General features: G+C 35.4%; 22 protein-coding genes and 1 tRNA gene. 5 read left to right on the top strand and 18 right to left on the bottom strand.

Features of this window, described 5'->3' with window-relative positions; translation table 11 throughout:
- Nucleotides 1-5: 5 nt before the first annotated feature.
- The 9 genes from BUA71_RS13595 to BUA71_RS13555 form a co-directional block, all read right to left on the bottom strand.
- The gene (locus tag BUA71_RS13595; protein WP_072880699.1) at nucleotides 6-251 is read right to left on the bottom strand and encodes a hypothetical protein; all 246 of its coding nucleotides are present in this window, start codon (nucleotides 249-251) and stop codon (nucleotides 6-8) included.
- A 631-nt stretch (nucleotides 252-882) separates the two neighbouring features.
- Nucleotides 883-1,749 (bottom strand): tryptophan 2,3-dioxygenase family protein, encoded by an 867-nt coding sequence (locus BUA71_RS13590; RefSeq protein WP_139277106.1) that lies wholly within the window; start codon nucleotides 1,747-1,749, stop codon nucleotides 883-885.
- Nucleotides 1,750-2,139: 390 nt separating this feature from the next.
- Nucleotides 2,140-2,529 carry a group III truncated hemoglobin gene (locus BUA71_RS13585; RefSeq protein WP_072880697.1) on the bottom strand — a complete coding sequence of 130 codons (390 nt, stop codon included), beginning with the start codon at nucleotides 2,527-2,529 and terminating at the stop codon, nucleotides 2,140-2,142.
- A 62-nt stretch (nucleotides 2,530-2,591) separates the two neighbouring features.
- Complete coding sequence (locus BUA71_RS13580; protein WP_245812592.1) at nucleotides 2,592-3,029, bottom strand: cytochrome C; 438 nt, start codon at nucleotides 3,027-3,029, stop codon at nucleotides 2,592-2,594.
- Nucleotides 3,019-3,282: a hypothetical protein gene (locus BUA71_RS13575; RefSeq protein ID WP_072880695.1), complete on the bottom strand. Its 264-nt coding sequence runs from the start codon at nucleotides 3,280-3,282 to the stop codon at nucleotides 3,019-3,021. Before BUA71_RS13575 ends, BUA71_RS13580 begins: the two co-directional genes overlap by 11 nt.
- A 32-nt stretch (nucleotides 3,283-3,314) precedes the next feature.
- Entirely contained in the window at nucleotides 3,315-3,812 is a 498-nt protein-coding gene (locus tag BUA71_RS13570) for an META domain-containing protein (protein WP_072880693.1), read from the bottom strand.
- A gap of 48 nt (nucleotides 3,813-3,860) precedes the next feature.
- Nucleotides 3,861-4,868: a cbb3-type cytochrome c oxidase subunit II gene (locus tag BUA71_RS13565; protein ID WP_072880691.1), complete on the bottom strand. Its 1,008-nt coding sequence runs from the start codon at nucleotides 4,866-4,868 to the stop codon at nucleotides 3,861-3,863.
- 2 nt (nucleotides 4,869-4,870) lie between these two features.
- Nucleotides 4,871-6,697: a cbb3-type cytochrome c oxidase subunit I gene (locus tag BUA71_RS13560; protein ID WP_072880689.1), complete on the bottom strand. Its 1,827-nt coding sequence runs from the start codon at nucleotides 6,695-6,697 to the stop codon at nucleotides 4,871-4,873.
- Nucleotides 6,698-7,087: 390 nt separating this feature from the next.
- Complete coding sequence (locus tag BUA71_RS13555; RefSeq protein ID WP_072880687.1) at nucleotides 7,088-7,522, bottom strand: RrF2 family transcriptional regulator; 435 nt, start codon at nucleotides 7,520-7,522, stop codon at nucleotides 7,088-7,090.
- A 232-nt stretch (nucleotides 7,523-7,754) separates the two neighbouring features.
- On the opposite strand from BUA71_RS13555, the gene BUA71_RS13550 reads away from it, so the two are divergent.
- Entirely contained in the window at nucleotides 7,755-8,627 is an 873-nt protein-coding gene (locus tag BUA71_RS13550; RefSeq protein ID WP_072880686.1) for a DUF808 domain-containing protein, read from the top strand.
- 180 nt (nucleotides 8,628-8,807) lie between these two features.
- On the opposite strand, the gene BUA71_RS13545 is transcribed toward BUA71_RS13550, so the two are convergent.
- The 7 genes from BUA71_RS13545 to BUA71_RS13515 form a co-directional block, all read right to left on the bottom strand.
- Nucleotides 8,808-10,895, bottom strand: a complete 2,088-nt coding sequence (locus BUA71_RS13545) for a protein-disulfide reductase DsbD family protein (protein WP_072880684.1) — start codon at nucleotides 10,893-10,895, stop codon at nucleotides 8,808-8,810.
- A gap of 74 nt (nucleotides 10,896-10,969) precedes the next feature.
- Entirely contained in the window at nucleotides 10,970-11,590 is a 621-nt protein-coding gene (locus BUA71_RS13540; RefSeq protein ID WP_072880682.1) for a TlpA family protein disulfide reductase, read from the bottom strand.
- Between the two features lie 27 nt (nucleotides 11,591-11,617).
- Entirely contained in the window at nucleotides 11,618-12,028 is a 411-nt protein-coding gene (locus BUA71_RS13535) for a sulfur reduction protein DsrE (RefSeq protein ID WP_072880680.1), read from the bottom strand.
- Nucleotides 12,029-12,119: 91 nt separating this feature from the next.
- Entirely contained in the window at nucleotides 12,120-12,518 is a 399-nt protein-coding gene (locus BUA71_RS13530) for a DoxX family protein (RefSeq protein WP_072880678.1), read from the bottom strand.
- Between the two features lie 116 nt (nucleotides 12,519-12,634).
- A complete protein-coding gene (locus BUA71_RS13525) occupies nucleotides 12,635-12,997 on the bottom strand; it encodes a hypothetical protein (RefSeq protein WP_139277105.1) in 363 nt (120 codons plus the stop codon).
- A gap of 498 nt (nucleotides 12,998-13,495) precedes the next feature.
- On the bottom strand, nucleotides 13,496-14,341 hold the full coding sequence (locus BUA71_RS13520) for an aminotransferase class IV (protein WP_072880676.1): 846 nt from the start codon (nucleotides 14,339-14,341) through the stop codon (nucleotides 13,496-13,498).
- A gap of 187 nt (nucleotides 14,342-14,528) precedes the next feature.
- The gene (locus BUA71_RS13515) at nucleotides 14,529-14,918 is read right to left on the bottom strand and encodes an START-like domain-containing protein (protein WP_072880673.1); all 390 of its coding nucleotides are present in this window, start codon (nucleotides 14,916-14,918) and stop codon (nucleotides 14,529-14,531) included.
- A 181-nt stretch (nucleotides 14,919-15,099) separates the two neighbouring features.
- Here BUA71_RS13515 and BUA71_RS13510 point away from each other — a divergent pair.
- Nucleotides 15,100-15,173 (top strand) — tRNA-Met (locus BUA71_RS13510).
- A gap of 612 nt (nucleotides 15,174-15,785) precedes the next feature.
- On the opposite strand, the gene BUA71_RS13505 is transcribed toward BUA71_RS13510, so the two are convergent.
- Nucleotides 15,786-16,103: a DMT family transporter gene (locus BUA71_RS13505; RefSeq protein WP_072880671.1), complete on the bottom strand. Its 318-nt coding sequence runs from the start codon at nucleotides 16,101-16,103 to the stop codon at nucleotides 15,786-15,788.
- An 82-nt stretch (nucleotides 16,104-16,185) separates the two neighbouring features.
- The gene (locus BUA71_RS13500) at nucleotides 16,186-16,752 is read right to left on the bottom strand and encodes a Crp/Fnr family transcriptional regulator (RefSeq protein ID WP_072880669.1); all 567 of its coding nucleotides are present in this window, start codon (nucleotides 16,750-16,752) and stop codon (nucleotides 16,186-16,188) included.
- A gap of 527 nt (nucleotides 16,753-17,279) precedes the next feature.
- Here BUA71_RS13500 and BUA71_RS13495 point away from each other — a divergent pair.
- From BUA71_RS13495 to BUA71_RS13485, 3 genes are all read left to right on the top strand, one after another.
- Nucleotides 17,280-17,633: an SOS response-associated peptidase family protein gene (locus BUA71_RS13495; protein ID WP_245812591.1), complete on the top strand. Its 354-nt coding sequence runs from the start codon at nucleotides 17,280-17,282 to the stop codon at nucleotides 17,631-17,633.
- 643 nt (nucleotides 17,634-18,276) lie between these two features.
- Nucleotides 18,277-20,901, top strand: coding sequence for a PAS domain-containing protein (locus BUA71_RS13490; RefSeq protein ID WP_175545961.1), 2,625 nt, complete (start codon nucleotides 18,277-18,279; stop codon nucleotides 20,899-20,901).
- Nucleotides 20,876-21,241, top strand: coding sequence for a response regulator (locus BUA71_RS13485; RefSeq protein ID WP_072880662.1), 366 nt, complete (start codon nucleotides 20,876-20,878; stop codon nucleotides 21,239-21,241). Before BUA71_RS13490 ends, BUA71_RS13485 begins: the two co-directional genes overlap by 26 nt.
- Nucleotides 21,242-21,726: the final 485 nt, after the last annotated feature.

The raw sequence follows: 21,726 nt of genomic DNA, 5'->3' as shown, positions 1-21,726 counted from the left end.
TAGCGCTAATGTGTTGTTTTTTTAAAAAGACTTGCGCATACCCAGGATACATTTTTTGGTTTTCTTGCTAAAATAAAGGAAGCGGTATAGCCCAAACTGGGAGGGAACTCCACGATTTTATCTTCTGAAGAAATTTTTAAATCGGCAATAAGGTTTTGAGTAAGTTCTTTTCCGCCGGGTCGCAATACTTTTTCACCCATTTTTGCGAGCAATAAATGGCCTTTTGCTTTTGCTGGTTCGACATGATTCATAATTTTTGCTTCAATTAAAATGGATTATTAATTCGAAAGTATTTTAAGCAAAGAAGGCAAAAGCAATTTGCCTTTTGTTTACGGTTTGTCATTTTAACGGCAACCCGTAACTTTTACACCTGAGTAAAGTTAAGCAAATTTCTATTTCGGACAAATTTATCAGAAATATAATTTTAAGAGATTTATTGATTGGTTCTTGGTTGTGAGTTTTGAGTTATTTTGCCATTAAGACAGGAAGCCACCAAAATGCACAAAGTAAAAAGGAAGTCTACTTCTGGTATTTCTTTGTGTTTTTGAGTCTTTGTGGTTAAGGTTAGTTTGATAACGTCCTAAATAATTATAGAACGAAACAATTCGTAGAAAAACTTCTCGACTAAGCTCGAAGTGACACATTATTTACTAAAAAATATTGCCTTTGTCAGGTCGAGCGCAGTCGAGACCTCCATAATTAAAAAAATCGGCAACTTAGTTGAATCGAAAATTAAATTCTTTACCACAAAAAAACTATAAGAATTCTAAGTTAACATGATTTTACAGTTTAGGACGCTATTGGTATAAAACTATTAATTGGCATTTCCTGTCAAATGGAACTTCTAACTGCCTACTGACACTGCTCACCGCCACCTAATCTTCACCAGAGTTGTGGAAAGAATTTTCTCTGTTGAAATTTGGGATGTAGGTATTTTTTCCATTCCGAGCCGCCGGTGGCTTTTTTATTTTCGCCTTTTTTATCGAGGTAATGTTGTGCTGTTCTTAGATGCACCAAAGGCCATTCTACATTATAAAGTTTATCAAATTCGAGTAGTTTTTCTTTTAAAGCCCTGGAAGGATTTTCTATTTTCCGGAATTTTTCCTGTAAAGTTTCGCCTTTTACTTTTTCGGCAAGCCCAATAAATGAATCGAGGTATTTTTCTTCAAACTGAAGCATAGTAAGAGTCTTTGAACCATCTTTCTTGATGCCGGCATCTTTCCAATAAATATTGTTAAAATATTCCCGGGTAGAAGGGGAGTGGGATAAGCGTTTTTGCCCCTCTTCATTTATTAAATTGGCTAAAGGGGTGCAGTAAATTTCAATATATCTAAATTGTGCACTTTGAAATCCGCTGGCTGGTGCCAGAGCAGTTCTAAACTCATTATAATCATCATAGTTCATACCGTCTTTCATAATATCGAAAGAAGAAATAAGCATGCTTACATAACGATGCATCCGGTTGAGTTTGTCTAACCATATTTCTTCAGAAAAATTCTCTAAAGCAACCAATTGTTTTATTTCGTGCAATAACATTTTTAAGAAAAGCTCGGTAACCTGATGGTACATAATAAAGATCTTTTCATCTTTATAATTAGTCCTTGGATTTTGCAGCGAAAGCAGTGTTTCTACGCCAATATAATCCCAATAATTAACAGGTTTGGTATATAGTAGGCCTTTTAAATATGTGTCAGGATTTTCACCCAGGTCTTTATATTTTTGGGTTAATTGGTCATTAATATTTGCCATAGTAACGAGAAATTTACTCGATAATCGAGATTTATCCAGATATTTATCGGGAGTTCCGAAGTTTGTCTGGAAATCAAATGTTTATTCTAAATAAAACCTCGTGAGTTTCCCCGAGGTAATGTACTCTGAAAAATTTGTAATCAACAACCTCGACCCAAGGGTGCGAGATATGCTTCCCTAAAAAAACTTTTATTTCGAGGCAAGCCTGGGGAAATAAAACCCTGGCTATCGCCCCGCGCTTAAAATTGCTATAAACCTATGAATTTTCAATCATAAACCTATGCGCTTATCAGGAAATCTTTAAACTGTGCTTGTTAAAACCTAACTTAAAAGGTTTTTGTAGTAACAACAGGATTTTAGTTGAAAACCTTCAGCAATAATTTTAAAAAATTAAATTAAAGGTTTTGTATTTGTTTGCTGAAAATGCTCAATTTTAAGCTGAAACATTTGTGCCATCTTTGTAGCTCTCCATTTGGCTTCTTCGGCTTTTTCACCTTCAAAATGTTCGTCTAAAGTTTTATAAAACAACTCCAACCAGCGGTCAAAATGTTTTTTATCTACCGGTAATTTAGCGTGTGGAACAAAAGGTGCACCGTAGTAAGTGTGTTCACCTAAAAGTACAGTTTGCCAAAAAGTGTACATTTTTTCTAAATGTTCTGGCCAGCGATCTTCAATTACATTGTTGAAAACATCTTTTAAAAGTTTGTCTTCCTGTACTTTGCCGTAAAAGCTATCTACAAGTAATTTCACATCATCTAAGCTTAAAATTTCTTTTGACATGGTATTTTTAAAATTTCTTTCGAAAAGGTTATGAGTTATGGATTATTTATCTTCTTCTAAGTTTAAAAGAAAGATTTATAGAATTCCGGGGTCCAGTACATCACTATATAAAATAAGCCAAAGGCGATAAATGCAATTACCAGCATCCAAACCCAGGCAGGTATGGCTTTGGGAGTTTCGGACCCGCGAATAACAAAAGAGTCATTGGTTTCACTTCCATAGGCGTTAATAGTAATGGTGTTCTGTGTATCTATCACTTCATTATCCTTTAGTCCTACCAGGGAAATTTCGGGACCGTTTCTAACTTCAAAAGGAACAATACGAATACCCTCTACACCACTGGAGGATTTGGCTACAATTTTAAGTTTATGTTTTCCATCGGGTATTTTGGTGGAATCCAACACAAACTTAACAGGTGGGGCGAATTCAGCAAAAGGCTGCGTTTCATCGTCTAAAAACACCTTTACAATTCTCTTATCTTCTTCCATTTTAGTTTTCATCCAATACAATATTTTTAATGTGATCTGGGTTTCCTTCCCTTGGCTTTACTAAAAATTTGATACTCAAAAAGAGGGCTACCAACACAATAACCGAAGCAATGCCAATAATGATATAATCTAAAGTTCCCGTGGGACCTTGCCCGTGCGTAATTCCCTTTAAGGGTTCTGGCTGATTATTTTCACATACTTCACATGCAAAAGTTCTAAAGCCTGTGATAAAAAGGGCGACGAATAATATTATATTTCTTTTCATAATTAACTTCTTTAGAGCTCAAATTAAGATTATTACATAGATCTTTTAAACATCATGGTCACCTTGTCTGTGAAAAATATAAGCTGATCTTTATCCTGCATTTTATAGGCCAGGTCATTGGCTTCAATTGCGCTTAGAAACTCTTCTTCCAAACTGCTTTCAGGACATTCTAATTTTGAAACTTTTTCTGCTTTTATATCAATTTCAGATTCATTTCTTACTGCAATTTCTCCCTTGTATTCATTGCACCCCGCATTGCCAATAATTTTGCCTTCGTCAGCTTTTATTTCTAAGGTGGGAATTTTATAGGCATCGGTAGTTTCTATAGTTTCTTTATTAAAAGTCTCAAGCAGCCAGGTACCATCAAGAACAGTTAATGCCCCGGTTTCTGATGTTTTAGATCTTTCCATATTTTCAGAAGATTCTGTTACTTCTTCAGATGTAGTGTTTTGGGTGGCATTGTTTTTATTTTCCTTACAGGCTAAAAGCAAAAGGAAGAAGCTAAAAATCCATAAATGTTTAATTTTCATAGTCAATTAATTTTAATATGCTGTGTAATTCAATTCAGCAATAAATCATTATTGATTCATTTCCATTACATATTCCCTAACTTTTTTCACATCTTCAGCGGTTACTTCAGAAGCATCGTTACCCCAGCTAGTGCGTTCGTGATTGGCAATAGCAGCAATTTCTTCATCATTCAATTGTGCAGCAAATGGTGGCATAACTCCATAATCGCTTCGGGCATCATATCCCGCTAAAATAATTTGAAGCATAAGCTCAGGATCGTCATCTAATACAATAGAGCTTCCTTCCAGGGGTGGAAATGCCCCAACCAGGCCTTTACCAGATTGCTGGTGGCAGGCCGCACAGGTATTCATATATAGTTTTTCACCATCCACTCCGCCGCTTTTCCTGGCTTCCTGGGCAACATCTAAATCATCTTTTATAGAGGGGATAAATTCTACATCTTCATTACCCGGCATTTCCGGTTGCTTTAAACTCTGTAAGTACGCTACGAGGTTTAAAGCTTTGGGCTTAGCTACAATTTTTTTGCCCGGTTCGTTAAGATATTCTTCTGGTACTGGTACTACCACATCTTCATCTGTAATCCTGGTAGCATCTTTTTCTTCAAACATCCAGGGATAGCTAGGCATAATAGAAGCATTTACCACAGATCTTGGATTGTAAAGGTGAAGCAAGTGCCATCCCTCCCCCGGTTGTCGCTTACCGATATTGGTAAGATCTGGACCGGTACGTTCACTACCTAACAAAGATGGCGATTGTCTCCAAACATCCAATCGTTTTTTGGTATAGTAATAATCTGATGGAAGGGAAGGGCGATCTCCCCACATTTTGTCCATTTCTATTCCACGGACCTGCTGCGTATGGCAAGCCACGCAGTTTTCCTGCACATATACATTTAAACCTGCTCTTTCCGCTTCGGTTAGAGCTTCATCTGTAGGAAAAGGTTGTACATATTGCAAGTTCGAAGCCGGCACAACAGAAATAAAGATACTTAGTATCACAAACACTGAAAGTGCGACAATTACCAGTTTTTTATGGTCTTTATGAAAGTTAAACATAATTATGCATTTATTTCTTTAGATTCAGTGGTATATACCGGTCTCTCTTTTCCTTCTACAGCAACATCTGTTTTAGAACGGTTTTTTATCATATAATAAAAGTTATAGGCGAAAATTATATGGGAGAAGAACATTAAAGTTCCCCCCACGGCACGCCATACCCAATATTCCTTCATTAGGATTACCGATTCAATAAAAGCGTTTCCTTCAATCCAGCTTAATCCGCGGAAAGTTCCGCCAATCATTAGGGAGATCATATACGCAAATAAACCGATGAAAGCGACCCAAAAATGTGCTCCTACCAGGGTTTGTGGTGGTTCTTTTCCTGTAATCTTTGGAAAAATACTATACACACCGGCCCAAAGGAAGAAAGCTACAATTCCATACATTGTCATATGAGAGTGAGCCACATTAAAATCGTTAAAGTGCCATATATACTGCGTAAACCTAAAAGCCTGGAAACTACCCTGGGAGGAACCTACAAAGTAAAAGACGGTTCCTACTAAAAAGAAGGGTAGGACATAACTTTTTGAAATATGGCTCCAACTGCCCTTCATGGTCATTAAAAAGTTGGTGGTTCCTGCAATTACAGGAATAAACATTCCCGCACTAAATACAATCGCTACAGTTTGCAGCCACCATGGCAACGGGCTAAACACAAAATGGTGTGTCCCAATGAGTGTGTAAAAAAGCATTTGTGTCCAAAATGCCAAAACTCCCAAAGAATAGGAATAAATTGGTTTATTTAACGCCGCGGGCAGGTAATAATAAACCAGCCCCAGGGTAAACGTCATAAACCACATACCTACACCCTGGTGCATATAATAACCCTGTACCACGGTTTCTCCTAAACCATCTTGATAAAATGGTAAATAACCAATTATGGAAAGGGTAATGGTCCATAACAAGGAAGCAAGGATAAACCAGTTTGAGATATAAATTTCAGAAATCTTCCTTTGCGCTACGGTTTTATAAAAGTTTATAAAGGTAAGCACAAGACCTATTGCAAATAGAAGCATAATAGGCCAGATATATTCTCTGTATTCAGCACCACCATTATTGATCCCGGCCATAAGAGCAATATTTCCAAACACAACGGTAAGGTTAATAAGTATAAATGCCCACCAGGCCATTTTATAACTGTTTATCCTGGTATTGGAGGTTCTGGCGATGACAAAATACCCTAAACCTATCATTGCCAGGGAGGACCAGCCCCAAAAGACAGTATTAGTATGAACAGGTCTTAAGCGACCAAATGAGAGCCAGGAAACTTTATCCAGCTCTGGCCAGACAAACTTTAAACCCAGGTATTCCCCCACTAAAGTTCCAAAAACCAGCCAAAAAATAGCAGCTCCCAGATAATAGATCATTATTTTTTTTAACTCTTCCGGAGTTTCCAGCCTAATCTTATGTTTTTTCTTTTCATCGAACAAAGGATTATTCGGGCGCTGGGTAAGGTTATGAATTAGCCCTTTCTTATCTACCGCTTTATTTTCGCTGCCCAACTCATTACCCTGAAGGCGATATTTTTTTGCTTTTTTCCTATTCTCTAGAATGGCATCTATTTCGTCATCTTCCAGACCAGAGATTTCATCGGTAAAATCTGATCTATCCTTATGCTTCTGCTTATCCTTATAAGAGGTAAGGTATGCATTAAAGCGGGTTAATAAAATAATAACCGCAATAACAAGTACTAAAACCACCAAAAAAATTGTACCAATAATACCGGGGCTTGCTAACCAATTATCTGTAGCTCCTTCACTTTGAGCAGCGAGAAGTCCCGGGAGAAGAATGGTGAGAAAAGAAAGTGAAATTTTAAGCTTTTTCATATAAATTGTAATCATTTTACTCGTTCAACGAGATTAATCTGTATTATTTATAAAAATTACTGAATCTTCTAAAGCGACTAAGTTCAATTAACATTTCTTGATACAAAAAATGAATTTCCAAAATCTAGGAGTAACCTGTCCTATAAAAACAGCTCACATTAATAAAGTGAACTATATGGGATACAAAACTTCCAGAACTTTAGCCGAAACGAAAAAAATATAATATTTTCCAAGTTTTTACCTCAGAAAAGTTACCTACTATTAAGAGGTAATATTTTTAATTATTGAAATCCTATTAAGAAAACCTAACTTCAATCTTAAAATATAAATCTTTTTTGTTTTTCTTCAAAATACTACCAGGATGTCCTCTCCATCATATCCAGTAGAATCTTATCTTTTCAAAAAGGTTAGCCCCACTTCCAATCCTGTTGCTACCTCATATAAACTGGTGTTTTCGAGCATTTTTTTCAAATCACTTCTTATACCAACAAACTTTTCGTGCAGGGGACAGGGCTGTAAAGCATTACACTCATCTAAGCCAAGGGCGCAACCATTGTAAATATCATCACCATCTATAGCCGCAACAATATGGGCCAGCTTTATTGAATCTATTCTTTCCTTCTTAATTTGAAATCCGCCATAAGGACCTTTTACCGACTCCAGAATATCATTTTTCGCCAATTTGTGCAATATTTTAGCTGTAAAGGCAATTGGAGAATTAATTTCTGAAGCAATCTCTTTTAGGCTTACCCGGTTCATTTCCAGGGATTGCAGGGCAATATAGGTGCTGGCTTTAATACCGTATTCGCAAGCTTTGGAAAACATTTTCAATTAATTTAATGTGCTAAGGTAAAGGAATTTGCTATTCGGACAAAATTATCTTAAATAAGATGTGGAGAAAAAAGTTTGAAATTTAGTGGACAGTCGCAATATTCAGGAATCCACAATCCATAAAATGGTAACCGATAACTAACTACGCATAACCCAGAAAAGATTTTTAATAATTTTATGATTTGATTTTCTGAAAACCACTTATCTTTCCCAAAATTAATAAACTATGGCTTCAGGTTTTTTTGCGCTTCTTGATGATATTGCTACGCTAATGGATGATGTAGCTTTAATGAGTAAAGTTGCCGGCAAAAAGACTGCGGGAATCTTAGGGGACGATCTAGCTGTAAATGCAGAAAAAGCTTCCGGGTTTATGTCTTCCAGGGAAATTCCTGTGCTCTGGGCAATTACTAAAGGTTCATTTCTTAACAAGCTAATTATTCTCCCCCTGGCATTTTTGTTAAGTGCTTTTATTCCGACGGCCATAACCGTGATCTTACTTCTTGGCGGATTGTACCTTGCTTATGAAGGAGCTGAAAAAATCTATGAATTCGCTTTTCCGCACGTTCATAAAAAAGAAGCGCCAAAGCTTGAGAACCTCTCTAAAGAAGAGGCTCTAAAGCGGGAAAAAGATAAAATTAAATCGGCAGTGATTACAGATTTTATTCTTTCGGTAGAGATTGTGATTATTGCTTTGGGAACTGTGGCTACTGCAGCTTTGTTGAATCAAATCCTGGTGGTTTCTTTTATTGCTTTGGTCGCCACCGTAGGCGTTTATGGTATTGTGGCGCTTATTGTAAGAATGGATGAGTTTGGTGCTAAATTGGTAAACCTTAATAAACGGGAAAATAGTATTTCAGATAAAATTGGTAGGTTTCTTATTAATGCACTGCCAAAAGTGATTAAAAGCCTTTCGGTAATTGGGACTATCGCTCTTTTGTTGGTTTCCGGAGGTATTTTTGTACATAACCTCGATTTTATGCACGGATTATTTGAAAATATTCCCAGCATTCTTTTGGAGTTTATAGTTGGCCTTGTGGTAGGAATTGTAGTTTTATTAATTGTTAAGCTTGGTACTAAACTTTGGAAAACGTTTTTTTAGAAGTTTAAAACTTTTTAGAACTAAAGTTTAAAATATTTTATGCTTATTCCTGTGAACTCGGCAATCTATTTTTATTCAGAATCACTTTATTATACCAATAATAAAATACCCCGAAGCAACTAGAAAGTTACTCGGGGTATAGCTCAAAATAATGATAAAGAATTATTACCGCGATATTGCTTAATTCACCATAATGTTAGATTCTGAAGATTGTATTTTGTTTTTATCGGCAATTTCCAGATCTGTTCTCTCGTTGAACTCCTGAAGCCCATTATCTAAAAATTCAATAAAATTACCAACATCAAGATCATATGCATGTGGTGCGCTTAGTAGGGAGCCATTGGTGTCAACCAGCGTATAATATGGTTGTGCATTAGCATCTAACTTTTGAATCATAAAATCGAGGTTTTGCTTACCAATACTTTTCTTTAAACGGTTATCCCTTGCAGAAACATACCATTCATCTTCTGGTAATTCGGTTTTTTCATCTACATAAAGCGCTACAACTACATAATCCTCTTTTAATCGTTTCAAGACTGCAGGGTCTGACCATACAGCGGCTTCCATCTCACGGCAGTTTACACAACCGTGGCCGGTAAAGTCTATAAATAATGGTTTGCCTTGCTTTTTAGCGCAGGCGAGTGCTTGCTCATAATCAAAATACCCCTGAATGCCGTGCGGTATTTTCAAGAACTCCCCATATTTTGGTGCTCCACATTCTGCAACCTGGGAAACATTATTGGAGCCGGAAGGAACGGTGAAGGAGGTATTCATCACAAAACTTTGCGAACTCATAGGTGGCATATAACCGGCTAAAGCTTTAAGTGGTGCACCTATTAAACCGGGGATTAAATAAACGACAAAACTAAATACCAAAATAGCCGAAATTACCCTTGCTACCGAAGTGCTATTCTGTTTTTGTTCATGGGGAAACGTGATTTTCCCAAGTAGGTAAAACCCAAGAAATGAAAAAATAACGATCCACAATGCTAAATAAACATCCCTGTTTAAAAGCTCCCAGTGATAAACCTGATCTACAATACTTAAGAATTTTAAAGCCAGGGCTAGTTCCAAAAATCCAAGTACAACTTTTACGGTGTTGAGCCAACCACCACTGCTGGGTAAGGATTTTAACCAGTTTGGGAAAATAGCAAACAAAGTAAATGGCAAAGCAAATGCAAGGGAAAAACCAAACATACCTACGAGAGGTTTTATAGTTTCTCCACCCGATGCCTGTAAGAGGATAGTACCGGCAATAGGCCCGGTACAGCTAAAGCTTACCAAAACCAGGGTAAAGGCCATAAAGAAAATTCCTAACAACCCACTTTTATTAGATTGTGAATCGACTTTATTCACAAATTTATTGGGCATACGTATCTCAAATAAACCGAAAAATGAGAGGGCAAATAAGACAAATATTCCGAAGAAAAATAGATTTGGAATCCAATGTGTACTTAAGAAATTAGCGAAGTCGGCACCAAAAAGTACCGAAAACAATGTTCCCACCAGGGTATAAATGGCAATTATGGAAATACCATATACCAGGGCTTGTATAATTCCTTTTTTTCGGCTGGTGTTAGATTTGGTAAAATAACTCACCGTCATAGGAATCATAGGAAACACACAAGGGGTAAGTAGAGCAATTAATCCGCCACCAAAGGATAACACGAAGAAGGTAAGTAGAAAACTTAATCCTTCCCCTTTGGTTTCATTGGTTTTAAAATCATTTTGAAAAGACGGTAATGCTTTGGGAGTACTGTTACCTGCTTTTGTCGCGGCTACCGCAGGAGCTTCGTCAACTGATTTTCCAGCAACCTGAATATCACTTTCAAAAGGAATACATTGTCCATTTTTATCTGAGCAAATCTGGTAGGATACGGTAGCTATAATTTCGGGATTATCTTCTAAAATTTTAAACTCCTGTTTAAACTTTGCCTTTTTAGTGAAATAGGTATAATCGCCTTCAAAAAGCTCGTCGTATTTTTCCTGTTGTCCAATAGGCTGGACCTCTCCTAAAACTTCATACTGCTCATTTTCGTTATAGCTGAATTCTGTCACCATTGGTCCAACATTGGGATCAAAGTCACTGGAGTACATATACCAGTTATCGGGGATTTCGGCAGTAAAAATTACGCTTAGGGTTTCTCCTTTCTTTATATTGTCTTCTTCAACCTGTACATTCCACTGGGGAGCATCCATCATTTGAGAAAACGCCCCCTGACTTATTAACGTGAATAGGAAAAGTAGGGTTAATTTTAGCTTTTTCATAGTGTTTCTAACTTAGTTAAATGCTGAAAAGGAAAGTTGAAGCTTTAATTCAAAGACTCCTTTTCAGAAAAAAATTATTGTAAACTTTTTAGGAAATCTACAAACTCATCATCCCCATAATCTGCCATTCCCTTGTGGGTAAGCGCAAGATTCCCTTCGGCATCTATCACGTAAGTGGTAGGAATTGCCGCGGATTGATACATTTGAGGCAGTTGAGCCGCTCTGGTATAGATAGGTAAATCGTAGCCTTTACGTTTATCAAAATCTATGGCCTTATCAAAATTTCTATCCAGGGAGAGCATAACGAAGGCCACTTCATCGCCCATTTTTTCGTGCAATTTGTCTATGCTGGGCATTTCGGCTATACATGGAGGGCACCAGGTCGCCCACATATTAATAAAAATAACCTTTCCTTTAAAATCTTCCAGAGTTTTTATGTTTCCCTCGGGATCGCGAAATTTCATGCTTAAATCTGCCTTGATCTTGTCTTTAACGTCTGTCTTTTCCTTGGTTGCTTCTTTAGTTGCTACTTTTTCTATGTTAGGATTCATAAGACCCGTAGCCAGCAAGCCGCGTTGCGCAAATCCAATTACTTCGGCGTGCATTCCTGTGGTGTAAAGTATAAGCGCAATGGCTGCAATAACACCATATTGGATTAAGGATTTTTTCGTTTTATTATTTTTCATTTTAGTCATTTTCTTAATTTTAAATTTATTTAAGCTTTATAAACTTATACTTTTATAATTTTTTTTCTGAAGTTGAAAATTGTAAAGAATACCATTTTCAACAGTTTTTATTTCTTTGGGTATTTTTGTTTGATCTACCTGGAATTTATTCAGGGAAAATCCGCAAGCCACTATTTGAACTCCTACTTCTTCGGCCTTTTCAATAAAACCGTTTATTTCTTCGGGCTGCGTAATGGCTTTTATTCCTTTTCCGCAGATAATTACCTGAAAATCTCCAAAACTGGTTCCGTCTTCTGCTTTAAGAGCTTTAGCTGCCAGAATAATTGGTTGTAACTGGGGCACTTTTTTGGTAAGCACCACATAATTGTTTTCCTGTTGGGCCTGTAAATTAGCTGTACTTAAAATACTAAGCATTAAAAAGACCGAACTTAAAAAAAGTGATTTCATATATTTATATTTTAGCTTTTAAGCCGAGTAAAAAAGACATAGGTTTTAATTTTCTTCTTTTGCCTATTTAGACTTCAGCAGCAAGCTGATTTTATTTTAAAAGTTTATTGGTATCATTCATTATAAAAAAAAGAAGTCCGCCAAAAATTGCAATGTTTTTAAAAAGAGGTCCCAGGGTGGTTACTTGACCCACCTGAACCGTCAAGGTGATGGGGATTAGTACCATCATAAGAATAATTGCCGCCCATTTGGTTTTATAGCCAATAAGAAATATAAAGCCAGCCACTACCATTACGATGCCAGAAAGGACAATTAGCCATTGGGGTTCGCCAAAAAAATAGGCAATACCTTTAAAACTAGCTTGTTCTATTCTTTTTGCAACCTTAGATGTATTGAGTAAGTGGTTAGTGCCCGCTACCAGGAAAATACCGCTTACTAATACGCGTAATAGCTGTATGGACCGACGATCTATTAAAATTTTGGTCGTCATAATATACTGAAATATGTTAAAAACCTAATTGTGTGCGCTGCATAAAGCTAGAATCAACTTTTCCCTATAATTTAGGTAAAAGAAGAAGTTAGCAACGTCTTTAAATGAGAATACAATTACGCCTGGCGGGGAGGAGGGGAGCTATGTTCTAAATAGCGATAACTAAGCTTTTGTGTTGCATGTTCGGTATGAACTCTAATTGGTTCTAAATCCCCTGCTTCCCAAGAGGACAATTCAAACTGAAACTGTGGGGTACAGTATCCTTCTACACTAATACTGTGTAAGGTTTTTTGATCTGCCTGGGCTAATCTTGGAAATTCTTTGGAGTCTTTTTGACCATTTTCTTTTTTGCAATAAAGATCTACAAAAACAATGTTGTCACCGCTATAGATAACATTTAATACGTTCGCCTCTATAGCTACAAATTTCATAAGAAAAACGGCTACCAAAAGAATCGATATGTAAGCTTTGGTTTTCACTAATAGCAAAATTATGAAATTAAGTCTGAAGTAAGGGTAACATTTGTTACAAAAACGAATTTTAATCTTGGGCTATAAATGAGTTCAATGTTAACTGAAGCTCTCCGGATAAAAAATGAAAAACGGTGATATTGAAATAATAGCAATTTAACAATGTAATGACGTATTCAACCTCTTTTATTATGTTCTATTTTCTCTTGCGGCCGGTAGTTATACTTCTAATGGCCTAATTACAAAGGTCATGCATATCAATTGCAGCATCATAGAAAAAAATGAATTTCTGCGCGACTTTAAAAAATTAAGTTGACATAATAGATTTCAACTCAAAGTCTAAAGAAAAACTTGCCGGAGAATTTACCATATTTAGAATTTTAATCGCGAGACGATGGCCAGGGCTTTACTTCCCGGGGACTTGTCTCTAAATAGAGGATTTTTTTGGAAGCATACCTCTTCTACCTATAACTAAGTATTTTTTTTGAATAAAACCTGCTAAAGATCTTAACCTAATTTTGCTTTTACGTTCAATTTTGACAATAGACTTTTAGCCACATTGTTCCCGAAACTTTTTTTACGGTATTTGGTAATAGGTTGCACTCCGGTAATCACATTGGTAATAAAAAGTTCATCGGCTTTTTGTAATTCAAAAGGGGAGATGGTGGCTTCTTCTAAATTTAGATCGTCTGTTTTCTCAATTATCTCCAAAAGTTTCTTGCGGGTAATGCCATTTAGAGCGCCATCACTAAGTGGTGGCGTTTTAATGGTGTTACCTTTTACCAGGAAAATATTTCCGTTGAGTGCTTCTACCACGTGTTTTTTTTCGTTGAGAAGCAAACAGTTCTCATAGTCATTTTCATCGGCATAAATGCTCCCCAGTACATTTACAGCTCGATTGTTAGATTTTATGGTAGCCAGTAAGCCACTGTTAATATAATGATCCTTAAAAAGTTCTATTATATAATCTTCTTCATTTAATTCGTAAAAAGCCTGGGAGAGCTTTTCTGCATTTATCAGGTAGCCTACATTTTTAGTCTTAGGCCTATAATAACCGCCTTCTTCCCGGTAAACCGAGAATTTAACACGAGCGGCAGTAGTATCTAGTTCGTTTTCTTTAACCAGGCTTAAAATTTCTTTTTCCAGGAATTCTGGTGAGAACGTAGCGGGAATTTCCATCCTCATAATACGCATAGAAGCCATTAATCTAAAATAATGATCTTCCCAAAAAACAATTTTCCCGTTAATAACCCTTATGGTTTCAAAGACAGAATCCCCGTAAGCGAAGCCTCGATTTGTAATAGAAAGGGATGCTTTATCGTTTGCTACTAATTTTCCGTTTAAATTTATCATAGAAAAAGCCCTGTTTTAAAGAACAGGGCAAAATTAATATTTATCTTATGAATCAGTATTGTTCGGTAGAAACTTTTACAAGTTACTTTGGCTTTCTTTTAAAGCTGTTTCAGACTTTTCTAGATTTAGAATTTGATATTAAAAACCAGGATTCCAATTATTTTTTAGTCAAAAACAGTTATGAATATTAAGCCGATCCTAATACTTGTTTTAAATCTGTAATCATATTATCCCAAAGCATTTTTCCTTCATCCACCTCATCCTCATCATCGGCAAAATCGGTAATCATTATAGAGACATCTTTGGTAATATCGTCCACTTGAATTCTTATCTCAAAAAAATATGGGGTATCTTCTTCTTCCACCCATCTAAATTTTACCCGCTCATCGCTTTTTTTGCTAATTAATTTAGCTTTTTCTTCACTACCTTCCCAAATAAAAGTGAATAATTCGCCACGTGAATTTACATTATCTGCATACCATTCACTTAATCCAGATGGAGTAGAAATATATTGGTATAGTAATGATGGAGACGCTTGAATGGGAAATTCCATTTCGTACTTGATCTTATCTTCCATATTAGATTTTAATTAGTTTTGGGCAATATAGATATTAATTGGAGAGATAAAAAGAAAACAAAATAAATTTTTTTAGAAAATAATGTTTGTGTCAAAACAAAATGTTTATATATTTGCACCCGCATTCTAGAAAGCTGTAAGGCGCTGTAAAGACACGTGAATAGCAGGATGCGACACCTAAGGCGAGGTAGCTCAGTTGGTTAGAGCGTCGGATTCATAACCCGGAGGTCCCGAGTTCAAATCTCGGTCTCGCTACTTGATTATGAGGCAGTTACGTTTATTCGTTTCTGCCTTTTTTAATGCAGGTACAACATAGGTACAACAATTTGCTCTTTTCCATTCTGCCCTTTCATTTGGTAACAGATGATTTACTTTACTCGTAATCAAAATGAAACCTTATTTAGATCATAAAACTTGATGTGTTTTATGAGGTCGATGAAAAAATTCCTTTGGTTAGCAGATGCAATTTACTAGTGAATAAGCCTTCGAGAGCTTACGGTTAGTTTATGACATACATAACCGTATAATTAGATGGATGCTCAACAAGTATAAAAGCTTTAAGCAAAGCCAAAGCAATAAAATGATACAGAGAGATTGTTAGAGGGATCCAAATCTGTTCTACCATTGGGAATTGGGTTACAAATTGATTTAAATAAATAGACCAAACCGTCTTTGTAATAAGAGCCGTGTGAATTGAGAGGTTCACTGCCTGTTCCGAATTTCTTCGGGATACTATTCTGTGAGAGGTAAAGGGAGGGAGATTCCCCTATGCCTACTCGACTATGTGCTTGTTATAGATTAGTGGAAACTGCTTTTTGTTCAACAATAGCGCTATTAACGCAGTAATAAAGGGAGACCTCAAAAAAACTAGAATATCTTTAATCCTATTATTCCTGTAACAATGAGCATTGCTGATAATAATCTTAAAATACTGGCTGAGTCACCAAAAAAGAATATCCCAACTAATAGTGTTCCAACAGCACCTATTCCTGTCCATACTGCATAAGCCGTACCTATAGGTATTGTTTTTTGGGCAGAAAACAATAATCCACCACTAATCGCCATAGATGTTGCAGCAACGAATATCCATCCAAGTTTATTACTTCCTGTTTGTTGAGCCATTTTTAAACCTAAGGGCCACCCTATTTCAAAAATCCCGGCAGCAACTAAAATAATCCAATTCATGTTCTTATTCCTTTAAAATTTTATTGGCAAAGGTCGGAAATGAAATTGAGGATAAATTTTACAAATGATAAATAATAGCTATTTACTTTATTTGTGCTCTAATTCTACTTAAACTGACTTGGGTTATACCTAAATAAGAAGCAATATATCTTAACTGCACTCGTTGAACTAAATCGGGATTATGTTTAATTAGTTCTTTATATTTTTGCGTAGCTGTTTTGAATTGTTGTGCTATAAGTTTTTCTTCGATTTTTATAAGTTCTTTTTCTGCCAACTTTCTTCCAAAATTTGAAATTCTTATATCTTTTTCAAAAAGTCTTTTCAGTTCTTCTGCTTTTAGTTCATACAGTTCACAATCTTCCAACAATTCTATGTCTTCATATCCTTTCAAATTTTCAATATAACTTTTCATAGAAATAACGGTGTCGTTTTCTTTTCCAAACCAAAAAGTTACTTCGCTGTCGGCTGTTTTAGCATAAGCCCGAACAATCCCTTGTTTAATAAAGTAAATGTTCTTTTCAATTCTGTTCGCTCGTAACAAGATATGGCCCTTCGGAAAACTGACTTTGTTAATGTGCTTTTGTAGCATTTGTTTAGACGTTTCGGGAAGCGAATATATGTTGTCGAGAATTTTGTCTATTGTTGTCATTGGTACGTTGTCGTTTCGGTTTAGTGCACATACCGTGTTTGTATATGGCTCGTAGCGTATAAATTATCGATAACTTTTCGGTTTAACACAAGCCGAATTTTTTAATATTTCAATCTGGGTGAAAATTCCTCGTCTTTAGGCGAAGACTTTAGCGTTTTTTAAGGGGATGATTATTCCATTCTAAGTCCTCTCACCGTGGCCAGAGGAATTTTGCTCTTTATTATCTACCTGCCGCAATTAGGTTGGAATATACGTCATCTTTAGCCGGAATATAACCCAACGGTTTGAGACGATGATAGTTTAGCTTTCTTATCATCTCTTTTTAATAAGCCAAATTAAAAATTTTGGAGGAATTGCCAATTTGTATTATCTCCGATTAAGCAATTAAATCATTGTGAAGTTCAAAACACTTTAATAGATGAATAAACACCTATAAAACTCACTAGAAAGGCGTTGTTTAATTTTACCGATGGCTATTTTGAACCCCATTATCCCAATAATTTTAAAGGTGGCGCGGTTCCGAAATATTGATATTTAGAAAACCAAAATTGTTCACCTTCGCCGGAATCTACAACGAATACGAATCAGATTACTGGAGCGTAAGCTTGGTAACTACCGAAGCTAATGACTTTTTTGAAAAAGTACACAACAAGAAAAAAAGAATGCCACTGGTTTTAGACCCATCTTTTGAAGGGGAGTGGCTCCGGGAAGATTTAACGGACAAAGGTATTCTAGACCTGGTTAAGCACGGTTTTATAAAAGAGGATTTCAAAGCACATACGGTGGCCAACATTTACAAGCGTGAAATAAACTCTAATACTCCGGAAATTTCAAATCCGGTGGAAGATGATAGAGCAGGGGAGTTTGTTTTAATATCTTAATCCTTAAGAAAATAAATTCCCAAAACTATCATCTTTTATCCTAATATCTGAAGAACCCCTTTTTATCTTTAATCTTTAATTTAACCGTTTGTAATAAAATAACACTAGAACAACTTGAGCTGATCCCCGAAGAAAATTTATATTTCAAATTTTGTTCGTCGAATTGGAAGCTCGGTTGAAGAAATATAAAGATCCAAAAAATAATGGTATCAGCAATAACCTATCAGCATTTGTTTAGAAAAATAAGAATCTTGAAGGGGCCAAGCACGAACCTAATGGCCAGAAAGTTTTCAAGGACCAGAAAGTTGAGATTCGGATAAGTTGGTCATTTATGATATTACCGATTACGGATCCTGCGCACATACCCCACTAAAAGAGCCTGAAGGATTTATTATTTCCAAACTCTTCTTCCAAAAATCTTTTATTCCCAAAATAAGTGAGTTATCGCATGCTTATCTGTAATTTATGTAAAACACATGATTATAGCTTGTATTGCGTTTTTTAACGTAAATGATTTGAAGCCTTATTGTTTATTTGGTTAAAACAGTAACTACCTTTGTTAAAAATTTAAAAAAAGTTATATTTGGAGTTGTCTTTAACATTCTCCGAATCTATGTTAGGTGCCCTATCCCGAGATGAACAAATGGAAGAATATAAACTTCTGTTTCAAGTAATACCGTATCCTATTTTGATTTATGAAAAACAAAATCAAAAAATTTTAGCTATAAATAAAGAAGCTAAGAAATTATATGGGTATAGCGTTGATGAATTCCTGGAATTAAGTCTGGAAGACATAAGTTCGTGCAAATTAGAAAATAAAATACCGCAGCTTGAGAAGATTCTCAAGCTGAGAAAAGATGAAAAAGAAATTGCTGTACGCGTTAAGGATCAACCGATAATTTTTCAGTCAAAAAATGCCATTATGCTTACTATTTCTGATTTAGGAGATTGTGTAGTCAAAGTGGATTATAAGAATGAGAAGGAAAATTGTACCTCGAATTGTAGTTTAAACGGAGAAAACGAAAAAATTACGGAAAAAAAAGTTCGCTCTAAGATCTTCGATGCGGATATATCAGGTTTAATTGCCGTAATTGATAAAAAAGGTTTTTATAAGTATGTAAGTGGGAACGCAGAAGAGGTATTAGGTATAGAAGTAAATGAGTTTATTGGAAATAATGCACTTAATTTTATTCATTTAGAAGATCTACCTAAGGTTAAAGAGTCATTAAATTTAATAAATAATACAAAACATGTTTTTATTCCACCTTACCGTTTTAGGGATGTAAATAAAAAATGGCGTTGGCTAGAAACTCAACTTGTTAACGATCTTTCAGATCCTACTATACAAGGAATCATTGCTATATCTAATGATATTACACATAAAGTAGAAGAAAGGTTAAATAAAGAGATAATTAAATCTCTGGTTAATTCTGCAAGTCAAACTGGAACCTTGCTAGAAAGTCTTAATGAAGTGTTAAGAAGGGTGTTGCGATTTTCAACGATAAATATTGCTGAAATCTGGTTAGTGTCGGAGGATAAAAGTGACATGGATTTATTTTGCTCCCTAAGTAACGAGGTTAAATTAAAAGGAGATTTTTATATGACTAAAGCAGTAAATCGTTTTAAACCAGGAGTGGGACTACCCGGAAACATTTGGATGGAGCAGAGTCCTATTATTTGGGATGATTTACAGCAAAACCAAAAATTTATTAGAAGATCCAATGCTTTAAAAGCTAATATTAAGACAGGAATAGGAATACCGATCTTCTACAATGAGGAAGTTCTAGGATGTTTACTTTGTCTATCAAAATACAGAAAAGAGGAGCTAAAGGGTCAAACTGAGTTTCTAGTAGATATTGGAAAGCATATTGGGCCAGTTATAAAACAAAAAGTAGTAGAAGAAAATTACAATAATTTTTTCAACCTTTCTCCTTACCCTCATTGCATTGTTGATTATAAGGGGGTAATTAAAAAATGTAATCAGTCATTTACAGAACTTCTTCAATATCCTATTCTCGAAATATTAGGTAGTAATATTTTTAATTTTTTACATCCGGATGAAGATAAAAATATAATAACAAGAATCAAATTTGCTCTTAAAAATAAGGTATTTCAGTCACTTCGGACAAGATTTATCTCAAAGAGCAAAGAAATTAAATGGTTGGAATGGAATGGTAAAGTTATTCCTGAGACAAAAAATATAATCTTAGTAGCTAAAGATATAACCATACAAATAAAGTCGGAGGAAAAATTAAATTTGGCTTATACAAAACTAAAAGCAGCACAGAAAATTGCAAAAATCGGATATTGGAGTAGGGATTTAGATTCTGATCTTTCCGTTTGGAGTGAAGAAACCTATAAAATTTACGGAAAAGAAAAAAATAACTTCATACCCACCAAGGAAAATATAATTAAAGCATTTCATCCAGACGATAGGCACTATTTGGAAAATCCATATGATAAATATGTTATTCCGGGGCAAAATCCAGAATTTGAACATCGAATTATAACGGATAGTAAGCAAATGAGGTGGGTAAAGCAAAAAATAAAGGTAATTGCTGACGAAGACAATACCCCAAATAGAATAGAGGGAATTATTCAGGACATAACCGAAAAAAAGAATCAAGAACTAAAATTAAAATTAAGCAATGAAAGATTTGTATTGGCTCAAAAAGCAAGCAACGAATTAATCTGGGAGATGGATTTTCGGAATAAAACAATTTCGAGAGGGGAAGGCTATTTAAATTATATAGATTATAATACAAAAGAAAAATTGTCCATAAATAATTCCTGGACAAATAAAATTTACAGTGAAGATTTTGAGCGTGTCTGTACTTCATTTGAAGAAATACTGAAGTGTGAAGAAAGGAATTTTTGGAATGGAGAATATAGAATACTAAATAGAGATAATTCCATTGTTTACCTTGTTGACAGGTGTTATATTTTAAGAGATAAGGATAGGAACCCTATTAAAGTAGTTGGTTCAGTCCTTGATATAAGCAATTCAAAAAGGCAAACACAAAGTATAAGAAAACAAAATGAACAATTGCAGGAGATTGCGTGGTTGCAATCACACACCATACGCTCCCCACTCTCGAGAATTTTAGGATTAGTTTATTTATATAAAGATGCCAATGGCGGGGAGAAAACCTTAGAAGAAATTCTGGACTATATTGGCGAATCAGCGGAAGAGTTGGATACCGTTGTAAAAAAGATAGTAGAAATGACGAATAAATTTAAACATGAAGCAGATCTTATTGATCGATGACGATCCGATAACGAACTATATTAATCAATGTACCATAAAGAAAAAGTTTCCTAATACCGAAATCCTAATTTTTGAAAAAAGTAATGAAGCCCTAAATTACCTGGAACGCTATACCGAAAATACATATCTAATATTTCTTGATCTTAACATTCCTATTATGGATGGGTGGGAATTGTTAGACAAAATTTTAGAGAAAAGAAATAAACTTAAAGTGAAAATTAATATCCTATCGTCATCGGTTGATTCCGCGGATATTAATAGAGCAAAGGAATATAAAATCGTATCTTCTTATTTAATAAAACCAATGAAATTCAAAGATTTAGATAAGATTGTTTTTTAAAATAGTTATCTATAAAAAATAGAGTTAGCTTTTGGTTCAAGGTAAACATTTCCTGTTTTTTACTCATTGTAATTATTTTTAAGCAAAGCTATATACAGGGTAGGGGATCTAGCAATATCTACTTGGTGGAGTGGATACTCACAAGTTAGGAAAGACCGAACGCGTTCCTTTTAGAAATAAGAATGGTTTACGAACCGCCCAAGTACAGCCTGTCCCGATTTCTTTTCGGGAAGACATGTGCGCTGGGTGGTGTGAGGGATGTACTCCGTCATTTGATGGCGGAGCCATCCACTCAATGTGTGCTGTGTAAGCTATAATAAAGATGGAGGTAGGTCCTCCGATGAGGGTTTTTAGGAAAACTCATCAAACCACTTTTATGATGCATCCAAGGCAACAAAGATGTGTGAAGCGATAGAAGAAAAGGCTATTTTAAATAGTCAGGTAAGGCTAGAAGAGATGAGCGAAAGCGAACCTTGCGATGAAGT

Source organism: Salegentibacter echinorum, assembly GCF_900129445.1.
Lineage (GTDB): Bacteria > Bacteroidota > Bacteroidia > Flavobacteriales > Flavobacteriaceae > Salegentibacter > Salegentibacter echinorum.
This window is presented reverse-complemented; position numbering and strand designations above follow the sequence as displayed.

What these genes read in the sequence shown, in the direction of transcription:
- BUA71_RS13595 (WP_072880699.1), bottom strand. Translation starts at nt 251, where the DNA reads ATGAATCATGTCGAACCAGCAAAAGCAAAAGGCCATTTATTGCTCGCA.
- BUA71_RS13590 (WP_139277106.1), bottom strand. Translation starts at nt 1,749, where the DNA reads ATGGCAAATATTAATGACCAATTAACCCAAAAATATAAAGACCTGGGT.
- BUA71_RS13585 (WP_072880697.1), bottom strand. Translation starts at nt 2,529, where the DNA reads ATGTCAAAAGAAATTTTAAGCTTAGATGATGTGAAATTACTTGTAGAT.
- BUA71_RS13580 (WP_245812592.1), bottom strand. Translation starts at nt 3,029, where the DNA reads ATGAAAACTAAAATGGAAGAAGATAAGAGAATTGTAAAGGTGTTTTTA.
- BUA71_RS13575 (WP_072880695.1), bottom strand. Translation starts at nt 3,282, where the DNA reads ATGAAAAGAAATATAATATTATTCGTCGCCCTTTTTATCACAGGCTTT.
- BUA71_RS13570 (WP_072880693.1), bottom strand. Translation starts at nt 3,812, where the DNA reads ATGAAAATTAAACATTTATGGATTTTTAGCTTCTTCCTTTTGCTTTTA.
- BUA71_RS13565 (WP_072880691.1), bottom strand. Translation starts at nt 4,868, where the DNA reads ATGTTTAACTTTCATAAAGACCATAAAAAACTGGTAATTGTCGCACTT.
- BUA71_RS13560 (WP_072880689.1), bottom strand. Translation starts at nt 6,697, where the DNA reads ATGAAAAAGCTTAAAATTTCACTTTCTTTTCTCACCATTCTTCTCCCG.
- BUA71_RS13555 (WP_072880687.1), bottom strand. Translation starts at nt 7,522, where the DNA reads ATGTTTTCCAAAGCTTGCGAATACGGTATTAAAGCCAGCACCTATATT.
- BUA71_RS13550 (WP_072880686.1), top strand. Translation starts at nt 7,755, where the DNA reads ATGGCTTCAGGTTTTTTTGCGCTTCTTGATGATATTGCTACGCTAATG.
- BUA71_RS13545 (WP_072880684.1), bottom strand. Translation starts at nt 10,895, where the DNA reads ATGAAAAAGCTAAAATTAACCCTACTTTTCCTATTCACGTTAATAAGT.
- BUA71_RS13540 (WP_072880682.1), bottom strand. Translation starts at nt 11,590, where the DNA reads ATGACTAAAATGAAAAATAATAAAACGAAAAAATCCTTAATCCAATAT.
- BUA71_RS13535 (WP_072880680.1), bottom strand. Translation starts at nt 12,028, where the DNA reads ATGAAATCACTTTTTTTAAGTTCGGTCTTTTTAATGCTTAGTATTTTA.
- BUA71_RS13530 (WP_072880678.1), bottom strand. Translation starts at nt 12,518, where the DNA reads ATGACGACCAAAATTTTAATAGATCGTCGGTCCATACAGCTATTACGC.
- BUA71_RS13520 (WP_072880676.1), bottom strand. Translation starts at nt 14,341, where the DNA reads ATGATAAATTTAAACGGAAAATTAGTAGCAAACGATAAAGCATCCCTT.
- BUA71_RS13515 (WP_072880673.1), bottom strand. Translation starts at nt 14,918, where the DNA reads ATGGAAGATAAGATCAAGTACGAAATGGAATTTCCCATTCAAGCGTCT.
- BUA71_RS13505 (WP_072880671.1), bottom strand. Translation starts at nt 16,103, where the DNA reads ATGAATTGGATTATTTTAGTTGCTGCCGGGATTTTTGAAATAGGGTGG.
- BUA71_RS13500 (WP_072880669.1), bottom strand. Translation starts at nt 16,752, where the DNA reads ATGACAACAATAGACAAAATTCTCGACAACATATATTCGCTTCCCGAA.
- BUA71_RS13490 (WP_175545961.1), top strand. Translation starts at nt 18,277, where the DNA reads ATGGAAGAATATAAACTTCTGTTTCAAGTAATACCGTATCCTATTTTG.
- BUA71_RS13485 (WP_072880662.1), top strand. Translation starts at nt 20,876, where the DNA reads ATGAAGCAGATCTTATTGATCGATGACGATCCGATAACGAACTATATT.